The organism is Staphylococcus pasteuri (assembly GCF_003970495.1).
Taxonomy (GTDB): domain Bacteria; phylum Bacillota; class Bacilli; order Staphylococcales; family Staphylococcaceae; genus Staphylococcus; species Staphylococcus pasteuri.
Genome location: NZ_RXWW01000011.1, coordinates 62,018 through 86,561, shown reverse-complemented (window position 1 = coordinate 86,561; position 24,544 = coordinate 62,018). Strand labels below are relative to the sequence as shown.

The window sequence follows — 24,544 nt, the reverse complement described above, 5'->3', positions numbered from 1 at the left end:
ATTTACAAGCAAGTTGTTTCATATAAAACATATGCCTACTATATATTGAATTTAATTTACGTTTTTTAATTAAAGTAATCCCTAGAGTAAGGGCGTCGCTAGACCTTTGTTTATTTAATTCATAGATATTGTTGAAATAAACTCACACCTAATATCTAATAGCTTAATTAATAACTAAATCTATATTATATAAGGTTCTATCTTACATTAACTTGTTTAATGTAAGATAGAACCTTATAATTTTTATTACAAAATACTAAAAAACCGTATCATTTATGATACGCTTCGCCTCGCATAATCTTAAATGCTCTATATATCTGTTCAATCAACACAACGCGCATCATTTGGTGTGGGAAGGTCATTTTGCTGAATGAGAGTGCATAGTTACTGCGTTGTAATACGTCCTGATGTAGTCCGTTTGATCCACCTATCACAAAGACAAAGTCGCTTTGGCCCTGTGTCATGCGTTGATTAAGTTCTTTAGCTAGACCTTCTGATGACAACATCTTACCTTCAATTTCTAATGTAATAACCGTTGCTTGTGGTTTAATCTTAGCTAGTAAACGTTGTCCTTCTTTTTCTTTTACTTGTTCAATTTCTTTATCGCTCATATTTTCAGGCGCTTTTTCATCTGGTACTTCTATTATTTCAATTTTAGTATATGCACCTAATCGTTTTTCATATTCTGCAATTGCTTGTTTCCAGTATTTCTCTTTTAGTTTTCCAACTGAAAGAATTGTGATTTTCATATTATCCTCCACTTATACTTATTAGAGTTATCCACAAGTTATCAACTTGTTCACAGTATTCCCTCTTATTTTACCAGTTTATATCCCTAATTTTTATAAAATTTTAGCATTTATTCACAATTTCTGTGGAATAGCTTGTTGTTTTGTGGATAAGTATGTGTACAATGTGGGTATTTCTGTGTGTATTGTACACAACTCTGGATAACTATGAACAATTCAGTGGATAACTTCACGATAGTCTTAATCTATTTTATCCACTTATCCCTTATAAACATCACTTTTAAGACCTTCTTCAATGACTTTTCCACAGAAAAAGACATAAAAAAGAGCAAGACATTCCCGTCTCGCTCTGTCTAAAATAGTTATAACGTATATATTGGTGTCGCTTGTGCTTTATCTGTATCACACAATAAGACTTCTTTTTCAGTATCAATATCATGTTGATTTAACACTTGTCCAACACTCATACGTGCTAAGTCTTTCATATTATTATCTTGAGATAAATGAGATAAATAAATACGTTTTGTATTACCTGTAATCACATCTGTCATCGCTAAGCCAGCATCTTCATTAGATACGTGTCCCATATCACCTAAAATACGTTGTTTTGTCTTCCAAGGATAACGACACATGCGTAACATATCCACATCATGGTTACTTTCAAAGATGAAGGCATCACTACCTTGAATCATACCTTTCATTCTGTCTGAAACATAACCAGTATCTGTTAAAATCGTAAACTTCTTATGATCATTATGAAAAATATAAAATTGTGGATCAATCGCATCATGTGACACGTTAAATGATTCTATATCAAACCCCGCAATAGATTGTGTTTCATAAGGATTGAATATGAACTTTTGATCCATTGGAATGCGACTATCTTTCTTTTCAATTGCTTTCCAAGTATTTTCATTAGCATAAATAGGTAAGTTATATTTACGTGCTAACACACCTAGACCTTTAATATGGTCAATGTGTTCATGTGTAACTAAAATACCATTTAAATCTTTGATATTGCGGTCGATTTGGCCAAAAAGTTCTTCCATCTTCTTACCTGTTAGACCAACATCAACAAGAATACTTCCTTTTTCATTTTCTACATATGTGGCATTGCCCGTACTACCACTTGCTAATACACTCATGCGTATCAAGCGGCTCATCCTTTCTAATATAGCACTCATCCCTCTTAGTGACGTAAGAGTGCCTTCCGTATCATTTTTGTATTTTTCTTTATTAATTGATTAACTTTTTGATTTCAGTTATGTACTGAAACCACCCGTTCTTAAAATAGCTTATATTATACTATACCAATTATGACATTAATCTGCCAATACTCCGTTTATTAAACTACCGGTATATTGATAAATTAAATTTTTCCTATGCTCTATTTAATTAACGAAACACTAATACAATATACGAGTAACCACATAAAAACTGCCTACAAAGTACAAACCTTTGTAGACAGTTAAACTTATATATTAATACGAAGTATTTATGGCGAAACTCCCGAGGGAACAGTACTAGTTGAAGACCTTAGAAATACTCACAGATTTATCTGTGCAGTATTTCTGGCTGAAACTGTACCCTGGGAAAGGGAGCCCCTACAATACGAAGTATTACTTTTAAAGGTTCGCCTGAGCTAAAGCTCTAAACGCTTTTCTACAGACCTGGCAGTAGCTGACTGATCATTAACTTCGTCTTTGACTAGTTACTAATCTAGTCATCCTTGCCGGGGCAAGACTAACAATAGCAAATCTGTGATTGACGGCTTTCGAAAAGCAGAGTTCTCGGCAGAAGTTCTCACGGCTCGACAAAATTTGAGAAACAATTTTGCTCTCCGTTTCGATTCTGCTCAAACTCTAAGCGCTTTTCTACAGACCTTTTACTACTTATCTATAACTTTAGGGTTGGTACTTGTGGCTTCGACGTAGTATGTCTTAGTTTTGTCTTTGCCGTTATGTTTAACTTTGATTTCCCAGTTAGGTTGTAATAACTGAACGTTAGTTTCTTTAACAACTGAATAGTAGCCTAATCGTGCGTCAACTACTTCATCATGGCGTTTAAGATAGCGATTGAAGTATAGGGCTTCTATTGCTTTTCTAGGGCCTATCACTTGGCTTTTACTACTATTTGAACCTTTAGCTGCTTGAATATCATTCATCATTGTTTGTTTGTAGCTAGATGCTTTATGATCATTAATATTGAACTTCAATAGTGCTTTACTATTGTTCATTATAGGATAGCCATTGTAAGTTTGTTCAAAAGTCATTGAATCAGAATTCATCTTACTCAACTGATAATTTTTACCACCAAATATATTGTCTTTCATATAATTCTTAATCTCTTTTAAATTATTATCACTCACATTGACTGTACTATCTATCTCACCATTAATTGTTTTTCCTGAATCGGATGTACTCAAGCTTGAATGTTTTTTAGCATAACTTGAAAAGTTTTTAGACTGGGCAGTAATTTGTTGCATTTTTGTATCTTTCACATCTTTGTTTAACACATCGACAGGGACTTTAATTTCTTCTTGTTGGAAGTTAACACGATTATCACTTTCCGCTTCATTAATCTGTGATTTATTAACTTTATCTACATATATGCCAACCAAGAAGATGTTGACGAGAATAAATACGAAAATGAATAGTGTCTTTGTCAGTTTCCAATTCATTTATTCTAGCCCCCCATCTTTAAATGCATACCATTTGCCGTCATATTCGACATACCATTGAGGCGTAAATTCGCTATTACGTTGTACTTCAATATCATCATTCTTAGGTCGGTCATCCATATTGTAACCGACTGCTATATTGGATACACGTTCAAAATCAATACTATTATTATTAGCAAGTGCTGAGCGTACTGATTCTGCACTTTGTAATGACTTTTTATCGCCACTATTCAATATGACATCAGTTCGTAATAATGAGCGTTTGTAATCAAATACGCCTTTATCGCCCCATGTCACTTGAATTTCATTTAATTTTTGAGTGTTGAACGTAGGGTAACCATTTAAGAATCGTTGATAAGTTAATTCACCACTCATATTATCAGTGCTAAACAATCTATAATCTTCGTCTAAGAAACCACCGTGTCCATTGATAAATTCGAATGTACCACCAATTGTTTCTTCCATATTGGTAGAGCTTTTCTCATCTTCGGACAAGTTTCTATAATGGTATTTCTCACTTTTATCGTTATAGTTAGCAACACCTGTATTATTATTGTACGTCGTCAAGCCACTTTGAGAACTACGGACGATAGTTGAATCGTTAAATAATACAGAGTTCATTTTTTCTACATTAATCGTATTAAATACCATACGATAACACTTGAGGTCTTTAGGCTTATCTGGCGCAAAAATATGTGTTGCTTTATCAATCGTATCTTTATTGGTAATGATTTCTGTATACTTTTGCATTTCTGAGCTAAGATTTTTTAATGATTGATTCACATCTTTACCTTTGACAGATGTCTTCATCTTAACAACCTGATGTCTATCTTTACTAATCGCATATAATATCACATGACCTTCTTGATCTTGATCAATCAGTAGTCGATTAAAGTTAAAATGATTAGGTGTCTTAGCATCTATGTTTAATACTTGGCTTAAATAAGTTGATAACGGTAAATCATATGTGAAATCAAGAACGATAAAGTTATCGCTTAATTCAGGAATAATTAAGTTATGATTTCGTTTTAAATGTTGTACTGAATCAACATTTTTATCTTTTAATGGGCTTAAAATTTGAGATACTGCATGACCTGTTGCTGGCATACCTTTTGTTTTTTCGCCATTAGATTGAACGATTTGAAATGGTGTGATGGTTTTATCCATTTTCGCACTCATTGGTTTTCCAATAGGTTTAGAATTATCTTTCTTATTATCTGATGACGTACTATCAGCATTTGATAGATCAGGTGAGAAGTTCCATACCATGTAGGTTAAGACGATACTCATTAATACAAGTAGTATCAGGATAATCGTTTTGATGTATTCTTTACTATTCATCCCAATCACCATCTTCAATAATTTCACATGGTAGGGTAATGAAGATAGATGTACCTTGTCCTTCGACACTATTTGCCCAAATACGGCCATTATGTGCCTCAACAATCTCTTTAGAAATTGCTAAACCAAGACCTGTACCACCCATTTTACGTGTACGTGCTTTGTCGACACGGTAGAATCTATTAAAGATTTTATCTACTTTATTAATAGGAATACCGATACCATTATCTTTGATACGAATCGTCATTCTATTGTAAAGTGCATTTTGTTTCACGTGGAACTCAACGCGTTTATCACCACGAGAATATTTCATTGCATTCGTAATAACGTTATCAAATACTTGTGTCATCTTATCTGGATCTATTTCAGCAAAAATAGTTTGCTGTGGAATTTCGCGTACGAATGTTGTATCTTTAGCAGACATTTCATGTCGATTAATAATCTTATTAATAAACATGTTAAAGTCGACAATTTCTTTCGTAATTTGATCGGATTCATTATCCATTTTAGATAATTGAAGTAAGTCATTAACGAGTCGAATCATACGTTCAGTTTCTTCACGTGTAACGGATAAGAATTGTGGTGCTAAATCATCGTCTTTCCAAGCACCTTCTTCTAGTGCTTCGATATAACTATTCATAGATGTTAATGGTGTACGTAGTTCGTGTGACACGTTAGCAACGAACTCACGACGTTCACGTTCTACTTGTTGTTGTTCTGTTACATCATGAAGTACAGCAATATAACCTGTTACAAAGCCTGTTTCTTGCACAATTGTACTGAAGTTAACACGTGCAATGATGCCTTCTTCTTCATTAATGTCTAATAAGAAGCTGTCGTTATTTTCATTAATTTCTTCTAGTGAGAATTCTTCTTCTAAGTTTAAAACACTTAACATATAGTAGCCGATAAGGTCTTCTTTAGCCATACCTAGCATTTTAAGTGCCATATCATTGGCGATACGTACACGACCACGTCTATCTGTTGCTAAGATACCGTCACTCATATGTGTGATAACAGAGTCTAGACGGCGTTTCTCACTTTCCGTATTCGCTTGTGCTTCTTGAACTCGTTTGGATAAATTATTGAATGCGAGCGCAAGTTCACCGATTTCGTCATTACCATAAATTTTAACACGTTGGGTATAGTTACCTTTAGACATCTCAACTGTCTGGTTACGCATATCGGTAATCGGTTTGGTTATCGTTCGTGCAATAAAGAAACCGAGTATGACGGTAATAAATAACGAAATAGCGGTACCTACAATAAAGATTTGATTAATATTATTCAGTTGATTGTATACGTCATTAATTTTCGATTCTATGTAAATATTGCCTATCGTTTGTTTATCAGCTTTAACAGGTATGTTATATACCCAAACCCTTTCTTTACCATTACCATAGTCTTTCAATACCATATGGTTATTACTTTGACCTAGTGATAATGCCTTTTGAACAGAGCTATCGTTTGCCTTTTGATTGATAAGATCGCGGTTAGACTGCTTCGTCGTCGCCATAATAATTTGATCTTTATCTATAAAACGAATTTCACCAATTTCTTGACGGTTGGCATACTCGCTCAAAAGATTTTGAATATCTTTCTGAGCGTTAACCGAACCTTTTTCGTTATAAACTTTCTCAATGCTTACATCTAATTGTTTCGCATATTGCGTAATATTCTTTTTAAAGTTATCTAATAATTCCTTTTCCAAACTATTAGTAAAATACAAACCAATAATTTGCATACCAATAATAATCAGTAAGACATATACAATGACTAGTTTCGTGTGAAGGGATTGGAGTTGTTTAAGCCACTTCATTCGACTGAACCTCTAATCATGTTGTTGGAGGAAGTATCCAACGCCTCTACGTGTCACAATATATTCAGGGTGTGATGGATCATCTTCAATTTTTTCACGTAAACGACGAATCGTTACGTCCACTGTACGTACATCTCCAAAATAATCATAGCCCCACACAGTTTGTAATAAATGTTCACGTGTCATTACTTGACCCATATGTTTAGAAAGGTAATGGAACAACTCAAATTCACGGTGTGTTAACTCGATGTCATCACCACGTTTTTTAATAGAATATGCGTCAGGATAAATGACGATATCTTTAATTGAAATTTCGTTTGTTGCATCATTCACTTCTTGTGCTGGTTGAGAATAATGACGACGTAAGTTTGCTTTCACACGAGCGATTAATTCACGCGTACTAAATGGTTTCGTCACATAGTCATCCGCACCTAATTCTAATCCTAAAACTTTATCAATTTCAGAATCTTTTGCAGTTAACATAATGATTGGCATTTCGTATTTCTTACGTACTTCACGACAAACTTCCATGCCGTCTCTACCAGGTAACATGATGTCTAATAGAACGATGTCTGGTTCTTCATCATAAATTAAATCTACTGCGTCGTTACCATCGTACGCGCAAAATACATCGTATCCTTCTTTTTTAAGATTAAATTCTAAAATATCAGCAATTGGTTTTTCATCGTCGACTACCACAACTTTTCTAGCCATATATATAAACCTCATTTCTCAAAGTATAATTCTACCGTTCAACTTAGCTTCATTCGTAACGTTTGAGACCTTTTTCACGACTCAAACTATTGTGCATTGATAGCACAGTAACTACTATATAATTTACCATTTATGAACGGTTAATTCTATTTTTGTATAAAAAATTATAGAATAATATTATATATAAGTTTACCACCAAAATTGTATATCACAAAATAAGTTGAACACTTTCAGTAACCTTTAAAAACTAAATGATATCTATTTCATTATTTTGTAATATAAAAATTTAGTATAAAAGTGATTAATTCAATGTTTTACATTTCTTTAGTTGCAGTGAAAGGGTAAATGTTAAGTTTCGATTGCCTATTGTCATAGAGTTGTAAAATGAGTGGATCGTAGCATGATGTGATGGGAAATTGGCTCATTTATCTATAGTGTAGAATGATGTGCGTTGCTATAGAGTAGGAAAGCGAATAAGTTGATGAATGACTTTGCTAATTAATAAAAATAGACATAAAAAATGCCTACCCTCTTGGGTAGGCAATACGGTCTCGACGGGAATCGAACCCGCGATCTCCTGCGTGACAGGCAGGCGTGTTAACCGCTACACTACGAGACCTAAAAAATGGTGACTCCTACGGGACTCGAACCCGTGTTACCGCCGTGAAAGGGCGGTGTCTTAACCGCTTGACCAAGGAGCCGTTCTTAAGCACAAGATAGATTATAGCATAGCCGTTATTTACATGACAAGCTATTTTTTTACATAAATATAACATTATTTTTGAAATGTTAATAAAGGAGAAATATTGCTATAAAAGTGTTGATAGACTTATGACTATTTGAAAATGACTTACTTGAATTGAGTATGTATATATACAATGGTAATGAATTAAACTTATTTAATCATGCTATCTCACCAACAAATATTATAGTTGTTGATATAAACAGAAAAAAACCGATTCGCTTTTATGGACGAATCGGTTTTTATCAAAATATTAGAGTATAAAATTTATTGTTCCCTAAACTTTACCATAATTTTTCTAATAGGTTTGTTTGCTCACGGTCTGGACCAACTGAGAAGATTGAAATGTGTACGCCACATAACTCAGAAATACGTTCTAAATATTTACGTGCATTTTCAGGTAATTCTTCTAAACTGCGACAACCCGTAATATCTTCTGTCCAACCTGGTAACTCTTCGAAGATTGGTTTACAACGTTGTAATTGATCTAGGTTTGCAGGATATTCAGTAATTTTTTCACCGTCTAATTCATAAGCGGTACAAATTTTAACTGTATCTAAACCTGTTAAAACATCAATTGAGTTAATAGATAAGTCTGTGATACCACTCACACGACGTGAATGACGTAATACTACTGAGTCGAACCAACCTACACGACGAGGACGTCCTGTTGTTGTACCATATTCACGACCAACTTCTCTAATATGATGTCCATCTTCATCAAATAATTCAGTAGGGAATGGGCCATCACCAACACGTGATGTATATGCTTTACAAACACCAATTACTTTAGACACGTAAGTTGGACCTACACCTGTACCTACAGTTACGTTACCTGCTACTGGGTTACTTGAAGTTACGAATGGGTATGTACCATGGTCGATATCTAACATAACACCTTGTGCACCTTCGAATAATACTTTCTCATCCGCAACAAATGCATCATCTAATATTTTAGGTGTATCTGTAACGAATTCTTTTAAACGTTGACCTGCAGCGTAATATTCTTCAAACATATCTTCAAAGCTAGGGCAAGTTTCGTTAAACATACCTTTGAAATATGCTGATTTATATGCAATATTTTCTTTTAGACGTCTTTCGAAAGTTTCTTTTTCCATTAGGTCTCCCATACGGATACCAATTCGTTGTGCTTTATCTACGTATGCTGGGCCGATACCTTTTTTCGTTGTACCGATTTTATTATCACCACGAAGACGCTCTTCAAATTCGTCTTGTGCGATATGATAAGGTAAAATCACTTGCGCGCGGTTTGAAATACGTAAGTTATCTGTTGAGATACCACGTTCATTTAAACCGTCTAATTCTTTAAGTAATGCAACTGGATCTACAACTACACCATTACCGATTACAGCTAATTTATCTTTATAAAAGATACCTGATGGTACTAAATGTAATTTATATGTTTCTCCACCAAATTGAATGGTATGTCCTGCGTTATTACCACCTGAAAAACGTGCAATAACATCTGCTTGCTCTGCTAAGAAATCAGTAATTTTACCTTTACCTTCGTCTCCCCATTGTGTCCCAACTACTACGATTGATGACATATGAGCACCTCCAAATTTTTCTCATTTAACCATGAAGTATTTTACCAATATAAATACCATATTGCAAATAAAAATCGAACATTAATTTTGGGCAACATGATTTACCTTTTAAGAAAACATATAATCTTCAAAAGTCTGACAAACCCTTTAAATAAAGTATTTTAGAGTAATTAACTAAAAATCAATATACAAACTTATTCATAATATCAAGCTAAAAGACAAAATAAAAACCGTACAATAAAACTAAAATTAATTTTATCGTACGGAAATTTATTTGTAATATTTTTTACCCCATTTCTGCATGAGCATAATCAATATCAGTAAATTTATTATATTGTTTCATGAAGTGTAGTTTAACGGTACCGGTAGGGCCGTTACGTTGTTTAGCGATGATGATTTCAATTTCACCATTATCATCATTAGTTTGTGGTTCAAAGCTTGAATCATCGTCATCATCTTCATCCTCACCGCGATTATAATAATCATCACGATATAAGAAAGCGACGATATCAGCATCTTGCTCGATAGAACCTGATTCACGAATATCACTCATCATTGGTCGTTTATCTTGTCGTTGTTCCACACCACGTGATAACTGACTCAATGCGATAACTGGACATTCTAACTCACGGGCAATAGCTTTAAGCGTACGTGAGATTTCAGATACTTCTTGTTGACGGTTATCTGAGAATCTTGAACCACTACCTTGAATTAATTGAAGATAGTCAATCACAATCATATCTAAACCGTGTTCTTGTTTAAGTCGACGGCATTTAGAACGTATATCATTGATTCGAATACCTGGCGTGTCATCGATAAATATTTTAGTACGGGATAACTTACCGACTGCAATAGTAAATCTGTTCCAGTCTTCTTCCGTCATCGTACCAGTTCTCAAACGGTTAGAGTCGACATTACCTGAACTACAAATCATACGTGTAGCTAATTGGTCTGCCCCCATCTCTAGTGAGAAGATTCCAACAGTATATAAATCTTCATGTGTCGCTACCTTTTGTGCAATATTAAGTGCGAAGGCAGTCTTACCTACAGATGGACGTGCCGCTAATATAATTAAATCATTTCGGTTAAATCCTGCTGTCATTTGGTCTAAATCACGATAGCCTGTTGGTATACCTGGTGTTTGACCACTATTTTGATCGAGTTCTTCCGCAGTTTCATACACTTTACCTAATACGTCTCTAATATCTTGAAAGCCATCACTCTCACGTGTGGATGACAATTCTAAAATACGTCGTTCCGCATCACTTAAAATAGTATCTAATTCTAATTCATCATTATATCCATCATTAGCAATACTATCTGCAGTTTGAATTAATTTACGTTTAAGCGCGTGTTTGAATACGATATCCGTATAATACTGAACGTTTCTTGTAGTAGGTACATTTGTAGATAATTCTGCAAGATATTGCGGACCACCCGCTTCACTTAAACTTCCTTCAGTTGTAAGTTGATCCATCAACGTCACAACATCAATTTCTTTATTGTCTTCATTTAAGTGCATCATCGCACGGAAAATGTGTTGATGGGCGCCTCTATAAAATGACTCAGGAAGTAACACTTCCTGAGTTGTATTAATCAATTCTGGATCAATAATAATGGCACCTAAGACAGATTGTTCGGCTTCATTGCTATGTGGCATTTGATTTTGCTCGTACATATTATCCATTATTGATCACACCTCTATTTCAATCCATCTTATTGTTCTACTGTATGCACACGAATTGTACCTTCAACTTCTTTATCTAATTTAACAGGTACATTTGTATAACCTAATGTGTGGATACCTTGTGGTAAATCCATTTTACGTTTATCAAGTTTAATATCATGTTGATCTTTAAGTGCTTGAGCAATTTGTTTCGTACTTACTGAACCAAATAATTTGCCGCCTTCACCAGTTTTAGCAGATACTTCAACTTCGATATTTGCTAATTTTTCTTTTAATGCTTTTGCATCTTCAATCTCTTGTTGTCTATCTGCTTCAGCACGTTTATTTTGTTGTTCTAATTGTTTTAAGTTACCAGGAGTCGCTTCTACAGCGTAATTATTTTTTAATAAGAAATTATTTGCATAACCTACTGGTACATCTTTAACTTCGCCTTTTTTACCTTTACCTTTAACATCTTGTGTAAAAATTACTTTCATGCGTTTTCACTCCTACTCATTTGTTCTGTTATAGCTTGTTGTAATTGTGCGATAGCCTCTTCAACTGAGACACCTTTTAATTGAGTCGCTGCGTTAGTTAAGTGTCCACCGCCACCTAAGGCTTCCATAGTTAACTGAACGTTAACAGCACCTAATGAACGGGCAGATATACCAACTAAATTATCTTCACGTTTCGCGACTACATAAGAAGCTTCTATACCTTCTAAACTTAACAACTCATCGGCTGCTTGTGCAACTGTAACAGGATGATAAATCTTATCGTCAGATCCATGGGCAATTGCAACGCCATTATCTTGTACTTCTACTGTTCTAATTAATTCAGAACGATTAATGTACGTATCAACATCATCTTTTAAGAAGTGTTGCGTTAAGATTGTATCTGCACCATGAGCACGTAAATAGCTTGCCGCATCAAACGTTCTTGAACCTGTACGTAATGTAAAGTTACGTGTATCTACAATAATACCAGCATACATTACTGTTGATTCAAGTCTTGTTAAGCGTTGTTCTGTTGGTTGATATTCTAATAACTCTGTTACAAGTTCTGCTGTTGAACTTGCGTAAGGTTCCATATATACCAATAAAGGATTAGAAATAAAGCTTTCGCCTCGTCTATGGTGATCAATGACTACTTTACGGTTAGCTTTGTTTAATACATTTTCATCTAAGACCATTTCTGGTTTATGTGTATCAACGACAACGACTGTTGTTTTCGAAGTCATCATGTCCCATGCATCATCTGACGTAATGAAACGTTCTTTAAGTTCTGGTTTCTTATCAATTTCATCCATAACACGACGCAATGTTGGGTCGATATCTGATTCATTTAACACAACATAAGCTTCTAAATTATTCATTAATGCAAATCTAGATACACCGATTGCTGCGCCTATAGCGTCTAAGTCTGGTCGTTTATGTCCCATAACGATAACTTTATCGCCTTCAGTTAAGATATCTTTTAATGCATGTGAAATAACTCGCGCTCTTACACGTGTACGTTTTTCCATTGGGTCAGTTTTACCACCATAGAAACGTACGTTACCATTCATATTTTTAATAGCAACTTGGTCACCACCACGGCCTAATGCTAAGTCTAAGCCTGATTGTGATAATTCACCAAGGTCAATAAGATTTTCAGTACCTTCACCAACACCTATACTTAATGTAAGTTGCGCGCGGTAGCCGACACTTTTTTCACGTAATTGACTTAGAATATTGAAATTTGAGTTTTCAATTTCTGCTAAAATCTTTTGGTTTAAATATGCTACGAATTGATCTGAATTATAACGTTTAAAGAAGATACCATATTCTGAAGTCCATCTGCTGATTACTCGTGTAACCATAGAGTTAATTTCAGAACGTTGTGTATCGTTCATATTTTGCGTGATTTCATCGTAGTTATCTAAGAATAATGTCATGATAATTGGTTTAGAATCTTCATATAACTGATTTGTTTGTACCTCTTCTGTAATATTAAAGAAGTATAAACAATGTTCATTATCAGAATAACGTACTCTGAAATGATAATTTTCGTGTTCAATTTCAATTTCTTGAACTTTCTCTAATTGCTTTAAAATATTGGGAAATACTTCATTAACCGATTCTGAAATCACGTTTGTTGTTAGATGTTCAGACATAAATTGGTTAACCCATTCAATATGGTCATTTTCATCTAATACAATCATCCCGATTGGCAAGTGTTTAATTGCCTTATTACTACTCGTTGTAATATGGCCACTTAAATCATCCACGTAATTGTCCATTTTCATAAAAGCTTGTCTCAACAAGAATCCACTAGCAATCAACATCACTAGTAGTACTCCTGCCGCTATACCTGCGATAATTTGGTTAAATATAAACCAAACGACGACTAAGGCAATGGCTGTTAATGCCATTACAATAAAAGGTATGAGCAAAGCTTTTTTAGTGGATTGACGGTTCATTTTTCCACCTCTCATCACTTTTTATTATTATTGTTATTCATTAGTTGTTTTAAATTAATACATAAATCAATGACACCAATTAATCCTACAATGTGTGTCATAGGTGTTAATAATGTTCCTAAAATCATTAATATAACTGTTACTACATTCGGTAATCGTTTCGCTTTCCCGAAGAAATGAATGACGCTCATCCCTTGAATGTACATCACTAATGATAACACAACTTCAAAGTTCAAAACGATACTCTGGAAAGTATTTGGTTGAGTCGCAAACATCACGCAAATTAAATCAATAATATAGATTGTTAATAGCGTACGATTCATTTGCCAAGCAAACAATGGCTTGAATATAGGCGTCGCTACTTTGAATTTACGTAGGATTGGAAATGTTATAATCAGATTAATTAAAACGATAAGGAAAACGATAATAATGAGATAACTTGGGAGTTGGACCGTCATTTTGCGGATGCTTTCTTCAAGCATCTGTCTATAATCAGCATTTGCTCCACTTGTTAATAAAACGTTATGTACGGTTTCTTTAACAGGGTTAACTAATGCGGTTGCTCTTGGTATTTTTTCAAATACTTGTAATAACATGAATCCTATCAATGTCATTAAGCTTAGAGATACCGTTGTTACATATAAAATTCTTTCTTTTGTTGCTCTTTCCTTAAGTAATTGTCCAATGATTAAACTTGTTAAAATCACTAGAACCATGATACTTAAGACGAATGTATTACCTAATAAGGTTGTAATTATAACTGTTACTAAAGCACTAATTCCAAATGATTGAATAGATTTATTCCATAACACGACACCTGGGATTGTTGCAAATAAACATAAAATTAAGCCGAGAATAGGTAATACATGTGTTACTAAAGCTACTATCGCTAATACTAAAGTCCCTATAATAGTTGCTTTAGGTTGTATTTTTGAAAACACACACGCCACTCCCATACTTTTTTTGACTATAACTACTATTTTAACCTCTTTGAAAAAAATAAACAATAAAGTACTATAGTCATTTACGAAGGGTGATTTCTCGCATGCTTCCTATTAAAAATATTTATTCTAATTACTACTTCAAGTTAGTTAACTAACGTCTTATTTGTTTTAAATTTAAAAAGTAATATAGATTAGGTGCCCAAGTTTCAAAGTTTAGTAAAAAGCCATCATGTCCAACATTATCTGGTACGAAAATGTGACGATGATATTTAAATCGTTGCCCGGCAGCTAACACTTGATCGTCAGGGTATAATAAATCATCAATAAATCCCATTGTTAAGACTTTAGTATCTAGTGATTTGAACACTTCATCAACATCATCTCTACCTCTATCAATATTATGACTATCTAAGACATCTAGCAGTGTTAAATAGCATGATAAATCAAATGATTCTTTGAATTTATCCCCTTGATGTTGTTGGTAATTGACAACTTCTTCTGGAGTGAATCGCTGATCATAACTTTTCGAAAAACGATAAGTTAAGAACCCTAATTGACGAGCAATACTTAAACCTTTCTTGCCTCCGATATGAATGGCTTGTCTTGCAATTTCATTAAATGCTCGACTATATGATGACGTTTTTTCAGTAGCGGCTAGTATGACCGCTTTATTCACAGGAAAACGTTGATTATAAAGAAATTCTAACGCTTGCATACCACCTAAGCTTCCACCAATCAATATATCAATTTTATTAAATCCTAATGCTGCTATCCCTTTTTCAAGGGCACGAACTATATCTCTTAATGTTAAATGATTAGGAAAGTGCTTATCGTTAAATTTTGAACTTGAACCAAACGGACTGCCAATGACGTTAAATGTTAAAAATTGATAATCATTAATTGGCATATATCCACCATCAATAATTTCACGCCACCAACCTGGATTGTCATTAGTACCATATGTTAAATGATTACCAGTTAGCGCATGACAGACTAGTGCTAATGGTTGTCCAGGATAACCTACATGTTCATATCTTAGTTTCAAATCTTGTATTGTTTCTCCTGACTCAGTCGTGAATTCGCCTAAATGTAATGTATCAACAATATAATTCGACATATATCAATCCATCCTCCTTTAAATAAAAAAGCTTCTTACTCTTTGAAAAGTAAGAAGCGGTTCAGTACTTATCATTCGAGTAATCGTTGGTTTTAGCACCGTACTCTTAATATTTGTAGCCGGTTGCTGAAGCGTCTACGGGCCAAGTCCCTCAACTTCTCTGAATAAGGTTTTATGATTAAGTTTTTAAGAAAAACGATAATTATCAAAACATTCTAATTACTTAAAGTTTAACTAACTCGAATTTGAAATTCAATATGATACGAAGAAAATGTTAAATAAAATATCTTAAAATCGCTATAAAGGCAATACCACCTAAAATAGTCCAAGTTAGACTTCTCGTTAAAATTGCTAAAAGTACTGTAGGTATAAGAGCAATAATGAATGGAATATTTAAAGTGTATCCTACACTACCCTCATGTTGTTGAATGATGCCGTCTAAAACGAGTGCTGTAAAAAGTGTAATAGGAATAAATGAAAGCCATCGTATCACAACATCTGGCAAACTAACTCGTGAAATCATCATAAATGGAATAATTCTAACCAATAGTGTAACTACACCACATAATATGATTACAACTAACATATGCGTATCTGTCATCATCTATCCATCACCACCCCAAGTGCAGAAGCGACGACTGCTGAAATAATAATCGCTACATATGATGGCATAACAAAGCTTAATGCTAGCATCATCACAATAACGAATAGAATTAAAACAAGATAAATATTAATTTTAGATTTCTTAACCGATTCAAATTGAGCGATACCTAAGAAGATGAACATAGCAGTAATAGCAAAGTCTAGTCCTAACATTTCTGGGTTGGAAATATATTTTCCAAAGAGCGCCCCAACCACACATGAAAATGTCCAAAATAAATATGCAGTAATATTTAAGCCATGTAACCATCGATCATTAATTGATTCTCCCTTTAAATATGGCGTGATGGCAACACCAAATGTTTCATCGGTTACGAGTGACCCTAAACCAACTCTATTCCATAAACTATAAGATTTATAATTGGGTGCTAAAGTCATACTCAATAGAAACATGCGTGAATTCACAATAAATGTTGTTAATACTATCGCAGTTATAGGTGTACCCGCAATTACTAAAGCACAAATAATAAATTGGGCAGCACCTGCATAAATAATTAAACAAAGTAAAATAATTTCTAACAAACTAAACTTTTGAGATGCGGCAACAATTCCAAACGAAATACCTACGCCTGCATATCCAAATAAAGTTGGAATACATTCTTTCACGCCTTGTCTAAATGTGAGATGTGTCATATATGTATGTGTCGCCCCCTTTTTTCACTCTATTTATAAGATCGTAAATAATAAATTCAAGTCTAATATACAATTCACAAAACGGCAATATTTTTAGACTACTGTATGTGTGACGTTAGACAAACTTCCTTTTACAAACGTTGTCATAACGATATTTAATATATGACAGAATTTTCAATAAATATTTAGACTTACCCGCATATAATTACAGATATTTTTTAAATTTAATGCTCCCCTACCCCACTTCATATATAAAATGGCATAAAAAAATACGTGGCAATGATGGCTCTTCATTACCACGCATGTTTACTATTTATTCGCAAACAATCTTATTATTTAGTTGGCTTTTGAATGTGAGTTTTACCACCCATGAATGGTACTAAGGCTTCAGGGATTGTTACAGTACCATCTTCATTTTGGTAGTTCTCAACGATTGCTGCGAATGTACGACCTACAGCTAAACCACTACCATTTAACGTATGCGCTAATTCAGGTTTAGCTGCATTATCACGTTTGAAACGGATATTTGCACGACGTGCTTGGAAATCAGTACAGTTTGAGCAAGAACTAATTTCTTTGTAATCATTGTAGCTTGGTAACCATACTTCTAAGTCATATGTTTTACTAGCACTGAATCCGATATCTCCAGTACAAAGAATCACACGACGGTATGGTAAACCTAATTCTTCTAAGATAGCTTCAGCGTTTGATGTCATTTCTTCTAAAGCATCCCAAGAATCTTCAGGTTTTTCGAAACGTACCATTTCAACTTTATCGAATTGGTGTAAACGAATTAAACCTCTTGTATCTCTACCAGCTGAACCCGCTTCACTACGGAAACATGCAGATTGTCCAGTGAATTTTTCAGGTAATACGCCTGGTTGAATAATTTCATCACGGTAGAAGTTAGTTAAAGGTACTTCAGCAGTTGGGATTGTGTATAATCCTTCTTTTTCTACTTTAAATAAGTCTTCTTCGAATTTAGGTAATTGTCCTGTACCAAACATAGTATCAGAGTTAACTAATTGAGGAACCATCATTTCAGTGTAACCATGTTGAGTTGTATGTTTAGTAATCATATAGTTCATTAAAGCACGTTCTAATTGTGCGCCATCTCTTGTTAAGTATACGAAACGTGCACCAGAGATTTTAGCAGCACGATCAAAATCAGCCATTTTAAGATCTTCTACGATATCCCAGTGAGCTTTAGCTTCAAAATCAAATTCACGTGGTGTACCCCATTTTTTAACTTCAATATTTTCTTCATCTGAATCACCTTGAGGTACATCATCATTGATAAGGTTAGGAATACGGACAAGAATGTCAGTCATTTTATTATCAATTTCATTTAATTGTGTATCATATTCTTTAATATCATCACCTAATTGACGCATTTCAGCAATAACGTCATCAGCGTTTTCTTTATTACGTTTCTTCTGAGCAATTTCTTCACTTACTTTATTACGTTGTGCTTTCATTTCTTCTGTCTTGCTGATTAAAGTACGACGTTTTTCGTCTAATTCTAATACTTCATCGACTACTTTAGGGTCGTCTCCTCTTAATTCAATTTTGCTCTTAACTCTATCTGGCTCAGTTCTAAAAAGTTTAATATCTAACATGAAACCCTCATCCTTTCCCATTTCCTATAATTTATATTTAGCGTGACAACTATGTATAAAAGCATACAAAAAGACCACGCCCCAACAAGGGACGTGGTCTACGCGTTGCCACCCTATTTAACAAACAAAGAAAATATCTAACAAAGATATTACTTTATCTGCACTTAACTAAAATAACGGTTATTCACCGGTTGTTCACTATATGTAGGTAGATTCACATTAAAGTGGATTACTTGTTCTCACTAACCACAAGCTCTCTGAAATCCATCATTAATACTACTTGGCCTACGAACAATATTTTATTAACTTACTCACAATATAGCAAAGTTTTTTGTAATTTTCAAGTTATTTTAAAATTCAATAATTTTATTTAACTGATCTTAATGATATGCACTATCCTTTAGATACTGGGATACAGCTTCTATATCTTTATGGAATTGTCTGTCTTGTTTAATAGATGGCACAATATTTCTAAATTCGTCATATTTAGCACGTGTTTTTGGTGATAATCCTTCTATACCTTTAAGTTCGACAGCTTGTAAGGCAATAATACATTCAATTGCAATAACTCTTCTCGCATTTTCAATCATTTGATAACCGTGTCTTGAGGCGATAGTTCCCATTGAAACATGGTCTTCTTGGTTAGCTGAAGAAGGGATAGAATCTACACTCGCTGGATGAGCTAATGTTTTATTTTCAGAAACTAAACTTGCTGCTGCATATTGCATAATCATCGCACCACTTTGTAATCCAGGCTCTGGACTTAAAAATGCTGGTAAATCTCCATTAAGTTGTGGATTAACTAAACGTTCAACACGTCGCTCAGAAACGTTTGCTAGTTCGCTCACACCTAGTTTTAAATGATCTAAAGCAAATGCAATCGGTTGGCCATGGAAATTACCTCCAGAAATAACTGTAGTTTCACCATCTTCTTCAAATATAAGAGGATTATCATTAGCGGCATTCATTTCAAACTCTAACTTTTCTTTTACATAATTAAACACTTGATAGCTAGCGCCATGAATTTGTGGAATGCAACGTAAAGAGTATGCATCTTGAACGCGAATTTCAGCTTGTCTTGTCGTTAATTGAGAATCTGATAACCAGTCACGCATACGTGCAGCTACATCAACCTGTTCTTGACTATTTCTAACGGTATGCACTCTATGGTCATATGCATCAATGATACCGTTTAATGCTTGGTGAGTTAATGAAGCAACCCATTCTGCTTGGTATCCTAAATCTTCCGCTTCTATATAGTTGATAACGCCTTGAGCTGTCATAGCTTGTGTACCATTGATTAAGGCTAATCCTTCTTTTGCTTGTAAATGTAATGGTGTTCTTCCTAATTCATTTAAGACATATCGACTGTCTACTTCTTCATTTTTATAATATACAAGACCTTCACCGATAAGCGCTAATGCTAAATGGGATAAAGGCGCTAAGTCACCAGAAGCACCTAATGAACCTTGTTGTGGAATCACAGGTATAATACGTTCATTGATAAAATATTGTAATTGATCAACTAATTCTAATGTTACACCGGAATGTCCTTTTAATAATGTATTTAAACGTAAAATCATCATAACGAGCGATACTTCTTCAGAGAAGGGTTCACCCATACCACATGCATGTGAACGTATTAAATTGACTTGTAAATCATTATATTGCGTAGAATCAATACGCACATCACTAAATAGACCGAAACCAGTTGTAATACCATAAATCGTTTCATTATTATTAATAATTCCTTCTACTACACTTCTACTTTTTTTAACTCTTTCTAATGCTTCTTCTGTAATTTCAATTTTTAAATCTTGGTGTAATAATTGTTTGATATCTTCAATCGTTAAAGCATCTCCATTTAAAAATAAAGTCATAGAAACAGCTCCCTTTTTGTAGAATTAAAACTTCTATTAGTAAAAAGTATACGTTTTCATTTTTACATAAACAATACCTTTTATAATTTTTGTATTACATTACCAATTTAATTATTTAATACGCTAAAATATTTTAATTTTGATGTATGAAGTAGACTGTTATATTTCTTAAATACCTATTGACGAAAGTCTATTACAGGTATAGTATTTTCTATTGTATTTGAAATGAGTAAGCCTTTTTCATAAGTAAATGTATTAGGCTACAACTATATATTAATTAAAAATTTGAACCCGGTAAGTACTGTTAAATCAAATAGATAATACCGGTAAAAGGAGGTTTAGGTAGATGGAAACTTTAGATACGGTTAATATCCCCAAAAGAAAAGAAGATACTCATAAAGGCGATTACGGTAAAATTCTATTAATTGGTGGCTCTGCCAATTTAGGCGGTGCAATTATGTTAGCGGCACGTGCATGTGTATTTAGTGGTAGTGGATTAATCACTGTTGCGACGCATCCAACAAACCATGCAGCATTACATTCTAGATGTCCAGAAGCCATGGTAATTGATATTAATGACACTAAGATGCTTACTAAAATGATAGAAATGACTGATAGTATCTTAATTGGTCCAGGACTTGGCGTAGACTTTAAAGGGAATAATGCGATTACTTTCCTACTACAAAATATTCAACCTCATCAGAATTTAATCGTCGATGGTGATGCAATTACTATCTTTAGTAAACTTAAACCTCAATTACCATCATGTCGTGTTATCTTCACGCCTCATCAAAAGGAATGGGAACGATTAAGTGGTATTCCAATTGATGAACAAACATATGAACGTAACCGTGAAGCGGTAAATCAATTAGGGGCTACAGTGGTACTTAAAAAACATGGTACTGAGATATTCTTTAGAAATGAAGATTATAAATTAGCTATCGGTAGTCCAGCAATGGCTACTGGTGGTATGGGTGATACACTAGCTGGTATGATTACTAGTTTTGTAGGACAATTTGATAGTATTAAAGAAGCGGTAATGAGTGCCACATATACACATAGTTATATTGGCGAAAAGTTATCAGAAAAGATGTATGTGGTACCACCATCTCGTTTAATTAATGAAATCCCATTTGCTATGAAGCAATTAGAAGAATAGGATATAAGATATTTCTTAAAGTCCGATTTCAATCATATATAACACAAAATAAGACTTCCCTTATTATAGGGAAGTCTTATTTTTAGTCTATATTTTAATTTTATTCTTCTTCATTATCTTCGTCTGAATCATTTTCAATGTCTTCATTGACACGATCCATAAAGTCTTGTCTTACATCGATACGTTCATCGTTATCTGAATTATCTTGTTCTTCGTCAGTAACTTCTGTTTGAATAGCTTGACCAGGTGCGCCACCTTCAATGACTTCTTCATTGCTAGGTCCAGTTTGATTATTTTGAGTACTTTCTTCGTTCTCATCTTCTACATCTGCTTCGTCTTCTTGTTTTACTTTAGCAACTGTAGAAACGAATTGTTCGTTACCTAAACGCATAAGTCTAACACCCTGTGCAGAACGTCCATTTTGAGAAATATCATGTACATCAAGACGAATGATCACACCTGCGTTTGTTACAACCATTAAGTCTTCTTCACCTGTTACTGTAGTAATACATACGATATTACCATTACGTTCTGTAATCGTTGCAGTTTTAATACCTTTACCACCACGATTAGATAATCGGTATTCACTAACTGGTGTACGTTTACCGTAACCATTTTCAGTAACAACTAACACTTCGTCTTCGCTATTAGCATGAGCAACGTCTAAGCCAACAACTTCGTCACCTTCACGTAAGGTAATACCTTTCACACCTGCTGCTGTACGACCAAGTGGACGTAACGCTTTTTCAGAGAAGCGAATTAATGATGCATGTGCTGTACCGATAAGGATATCTTCTTCACCATCTGTCAGTCTAACCGCTATTAACTCATCATCTTCTTTAAAGTTAATCGCGATTTTACCGTTTTTGTTAATACGAGAGAAATTACTTAATGATGAACGTTTAACGATACCTTTACGAGTAGCAAATACTAAGTAGTTATCTTCTCTTTCTAAGTCTTTAACAGCTATCATTGTACTAATACTTTCATCATTTTCAAGTTCAATGGCATTCACAATTGGAATACCTTTAGATTGACGAGAAAGTTCTGGTACTTCATAGCCTTTAAGTTTGTATACGCGTCCTTTATTTGTAAAGAATAAGACGTTATCGTGTGTACTTAACGTAACCAATTGACTCACGAAGTCTTCTTCTAAAGTATTCATACCTTGTACACCACGACCGCCACGGTTTTGTGCACGATATGTAGATACAGGGAGACGTTTAATATAGTTATTATGACTTAGAGTAATAACAATTTGTTCTTCTGGGATTAAGTCTTCATCTTCAATGTCATCTAAGCCACCAAGTTGAATTTCTGTACGACGTTCGTCACCGTAACGTTCTTTAACCTCTGTTAATTCGTCACGAACTAATTGTAATAACACTTCTTCGTCCGCTAGAATAGCTTCTAATTCATCGATGTATGCTAATAAATCGTTATATTCTGATTCAATTTTGTCTCTTTCTAAACCAGTCAGACGTCTTAAACGCATGTCTAAGATGGCTTGTGCTTGTCGTTCAGACAATTTAAATCGTTCTTGCAAGCTTTCCATTGCGACTTTATCTGTTTCAGATTCACGAATTGTCGTAATAATTTCATCGATATGATCTAGCGCTATACGTAAACCTTCTAAAATATGCGCACGATCTTTGGCTTTTCTTAAGTTATATTCAGTACGTCTACGTACGACTGTTTTTTGATGTTCTAAGTAGTGTACTAATGCTTCTTTAAGATTGATTAGTTTAGGTCTGCCATTAACTAGGGCAATCATATTCACACCAAATGATGTTTGTAATGGTGTTTGTTTATATAAGTTATTTAATATAACGCTAGCATTTGCATCTTTACGAATATCAATAACAACTCTTACACCTGTACGTAAACTTGTTTCATCACGTAAATCAGTAATACCATCGATTTTCTTATCACGAACAAGTTCAGCAATTTTCTCTATCATACGTGCCTTGTTTACTTGGAAAGGTATTTCTGTAACTACGATACGTTGACGACCGCCACCGCGTTCTTCGATTTCAGCACGTGAACGCATTTGTATAGAACCTCTACCTGTTTCATAAGCACGTCTAATACCACTTTTACCTAAGATAAGACCTGCAGTAGGAAAATCAGGACCTTGGATATCTTCCATTAATTCGCTAATAGAGATGTCTGGATTCTTACTTAAACTTAAGACACCATCAATGACTTCAGTTAAATTATGTGGTGGTATATTTGTTGCCATACCAACCGCGATACCTGCAGCACCGTTTACTAATAAGTTAGGGAAACGAGCAGGTAAGACTGACGGCTCTCTTTCATTACCATCATAGTTATCAATAAAATCAATTGTATCTTTATTGATGTCACGTAAAAGTTCTAAAGTGATTTTAGTCATACGTGCTTCGGTATAACGCATGGCAGCAGCTCCATCACCATCCATAGAACCAAAGTTACCTTGTCCATCAACTAATGGATAACGATAACTGAATTCTTGTGCCATTCTTACCATTGCTTCATAAATTGATGAGTCACCATGGGGGTGATATTTACCCATTACGTCCCCAACAATACGTGCTGATTTTTTATAAGATTTGTCTGGTGTCATACCTTGTTCATTTAATCCGTATAAAATACGACGATGAACTGGTTTCAATCCGTCTCTGACGTCTGGCAATGCACGAGAAACGATAACACTCATTGCATAGTCTAAAAATGATTCGCGCATTTCATTGGTTATATTTCGTTCATTAATTCTTGATTGAGGTAATTCAGCCATCAAGAGATCCTCCTTC

The 24,544-nt window shown here is 34.2% G+C and carries 18 protein-coding genes, 2 tRNA genes, 1 riboswitch and 1 other annotated feature; of the genes, 1 reads left to right on the top strand and 19 read right to left on the bottom strand.

The genetic code is table 11. From position 1 onward, the window contains the following. Window positions 1-269 precede the first annotated feature (269 nt). The 18 genes from rlmH to hutH form a co-directional block, all read right to left on the bottom strand. Window positions 270-749 carry a 23S rRNA (pseudouridine(1915)-N(3))-methyltransferase RlmH gene (gene rlmH, locus CD121_RS01600; protein ID WP_126567332.1) on the bottom strand — a complete coding sequence of 160 codons (480 nt, stop codon included), beginning with the start codon at window positions 747-749 and terminating at the stop codon, window positions 270-272. 362 nt (window positions 750-1,111) lie between these two features. Next, window positions 1,112-1,912 carry an MBL fold metallo-hydrolase gene (locus CD121_RS01590; protein ID WP_026083453.1) on the bottom strand — a complete coding sequence of 267 codons (801 nt, stop codon included), beginning with the start codon at window positions 1,910-1,912 and terminating at the stop codon, window positions 1,112-1,114. Between the two features lie 725 nt (window positions 1,913-2,637). Then, entirely contained in the window at window positions 2,638-3,429 is a 792-nt protein-coding gene (locus CD121_RS01585) for a two-component system regulatory protein YycI (protein ID WP_126567331.1), read from the bottom strand. Then, window positions 3,430-4,770: a two-component system activity regulator YycH gene (gene yycH, locus CD121_RS01580; RefSeq protein WP_070451752.1), complete on the bottom strand. Its 1,341-nt coding sequence runs from the start codon at window positions 4,768-4,770 to the stop codon at window positions 3,430-3,432. It abuts the gene before it with no gap. Beyond that, window positions 4,763-6,589 carry a cell wall metabolism sensor histidine kinase WalK gene (gene walK / locus CD121_RS01575; RefSeq protein WP_126567330.1) on the bottom strand — a complete coding sequence of 609 codons (1,827 nt, stop codon included), beginning with the start codon at window positions 6,587-6,589 and terminating at the stop codon, window positions 4,763-4,765. The genes yycH and walK overlap by 8 nt, the downstream gene beginning before the upstream one ends. Window positions 6,590-6,601: 12 nt before the next feature. Beyond that, entirely contained in the window at window positions 6,602-7,303 is a 702-nt protein-coding gene (gene yycF, locus CD121_RS01570) for a response regulator YycF (RefSeq protein WP_017636740.1), read from the bottom strand. A gap of 546 nt (window positions 7,304-7,849) precedes the next feature. Next, window positions 7,850-7,922: transfer RNA gene (locus CD121_RS01565), tRNA-Asp, on the bottom strand. Window positions 7,923-7,929: 7 nt separating this feature from the next. Next, window positions 7,930-8,004 (bottom strand) — tRNA-Glu (locus CD121_RS01560). A 325-nt stretch (window positions 8,005-8,329) separates the two neighbouring features. After that, window positions 8,330-9,613: an adenylosuccinate synthase gene (locus CD121_RS01555; protein WP_017636739.1), complete on the bottom strand. Its 1,284-nt coding sequence runs from the start codon at window positions 9,611-9,613 to the stop codon at window positions 8,330-8,332. Between the two features lie 286 nt (window positions 9,614-9,899). Next, window positions 9,900-11,300 (bottom strand): replicative DNA helicase, encoded by a 1,401-nt coding sequence (dnaB, locus tag CD121_RS01550; RefSeq protein WP_017636738.1) that lies wholly within the window; start codon window positions 11,298-11,300, stop codon window positions 9,900-9,902. Between the two features lie 29 nt (window positions 11,301-11,329). Further along, the gene (gene rplI, locus CD121_RS01545; protein WP_017636737.1) at window positions 11,330-11,776 is read right to left on the bottom strand and encodes a 50S ribosomal protein L9; all 447 of its coding nucleotides are present in this window, start codon (window positions 11,774-11,776) and stop codon (window positions 11,330-11,332) included. Next, on the bottom strand, window positions 11,773-13,740 hold the full coding sequence (locus CD121_RS01540) for a DHH family phosphoesterase (RefSeq protein ID WP_108017019.1): 1,968 nt from the start codon (window positions 13,738-13,740) through the stop codon (window positions 11,773-11,775). The genes rplI and CD121_RS01540 overlap by 4 nt, the downstream gene beginning before the upstream one ends. 14 nt (window positions 13,741-13,754) lie before the next feature. After that, a complete protein-coding gene (locus CD121_RS01535; RefSeq protein ID WP_026083452.1) occupies window positions 13,755-14,696 on the bottom strand; it encodes a YybS family protein in 942 nt (313 codons plus the stop codon). 139 nt (window positions 14,697-14,835) lie between these two features. Beyond that, window positions 14,836-15,801 (bottom strand): homoserine O-acetyltransferase MetX, encoded by a 966-nt coding sequence (gene metX / locus CD121_RS01530; RefSeq protein ID WP_126567329.1) that lies wholly within the window; start codon window positions 15,799-15,801, stop codon window positions 14,836-14,838. 65 nt (window positions 15,802-15,866) lie between these two features. Beyond that, window positions 15,867-15,972: riboswitch (SAM riboswitch) on the bottom strand. A gap of 103 nt (window positions 15,973-16,075) precedes the next feature. Further along, the gene (locus CD121_RS01525) at window positions 16,076-16,405 is read right to left on the bottom strand and encodes an AzlD domain-containing protein (RefSeq protein WP_017636733.1); all 330 of its coding nucleotides are present in this window, start codon (window positions 16,403-16,405) and stop codon (window positions 16,076-16,078) included. Continuing rightward, window positions 16,402-17,094, bottom strand: coding sequence for an AzlC family ABC transporter permease (locus tag CD121_RS01520; RefSeq protein WP_017636732.1), 693 nt, complete (start codon window positions 17,092-17,094; stop codon window positions 16,402-16,404). The genes CD121_RS01525 and CD121_RS01520 overlap by 4 nt, the downstream gene beginning before the upstream one ends. A gap of 332 nt (window positions 17,095-17,426) precedes the next feature. Continuing rightward, window positions 17,427-18,713, bottom strand: a complete 1,287-nt coding sequence (serS, locus tag CD121_RS01515) for a serine--tRNA ligase (RefSeq protein WP_017636731.1) — start codon at window positions 18,711-18,713, stop codon at window positions 17,427-17,429. An 84-nt stretch (window positions 18,714-18,797) separates the two neighbouring features. Next, window positions 18,798-19,015 (bottom strand) — a binding site (T-box leader). A 78-nt stretch (window positions 19,016-19,093) separates the two neighbouring features. Then, window positions 19,094-20,593, bottom strand: coding sequence for a histidine ammonia-lyase (gene hutH, locus CD121_RS01510; RefSeq protein ID WP_029056645.1), 1,500 nt, complete (start codon window positions 20,591-20,593; stop codon window positions 19,094-19,096). Window positions 20,594-20,939: 346 nt separating this feature from the next. On the opposite strand from hutH, the gene CD121_RS01505 reads away from it, so the two are divergent. Then, window positions 20,940-21,752: an NAD(P)H-hydrate dehydratase gene (locus CD121_RS01505; RefSeq protein WP_017636729.1), complete on the top strand. Its 813-nt coding sequence runs from the start codon at window positions 20,940-20,942 to the stop codon at window positions 21,750-21,752. 100 nt (window positions 21,753-21,852) lie between these two features. Here CD121_RS01505 and gyrA read toward each other — a convergent pair whose 3' ends face one another. Next, window positions 21,853-24,528 carry a DNA gyrase subunit A gene (gene gyrA / locus CD121_RS01500; protein WP_126567328.1) on the bottom strand — a complete coding sequence of 892 codons (2,676 nt, stop codon included), beginning with the start codon at window positions 24,526-24,528 and terminating at the stop codon, window positions 21,853-21,855. Window positions 24,529-24,544 lie beyond the last annotated feature (16 nt).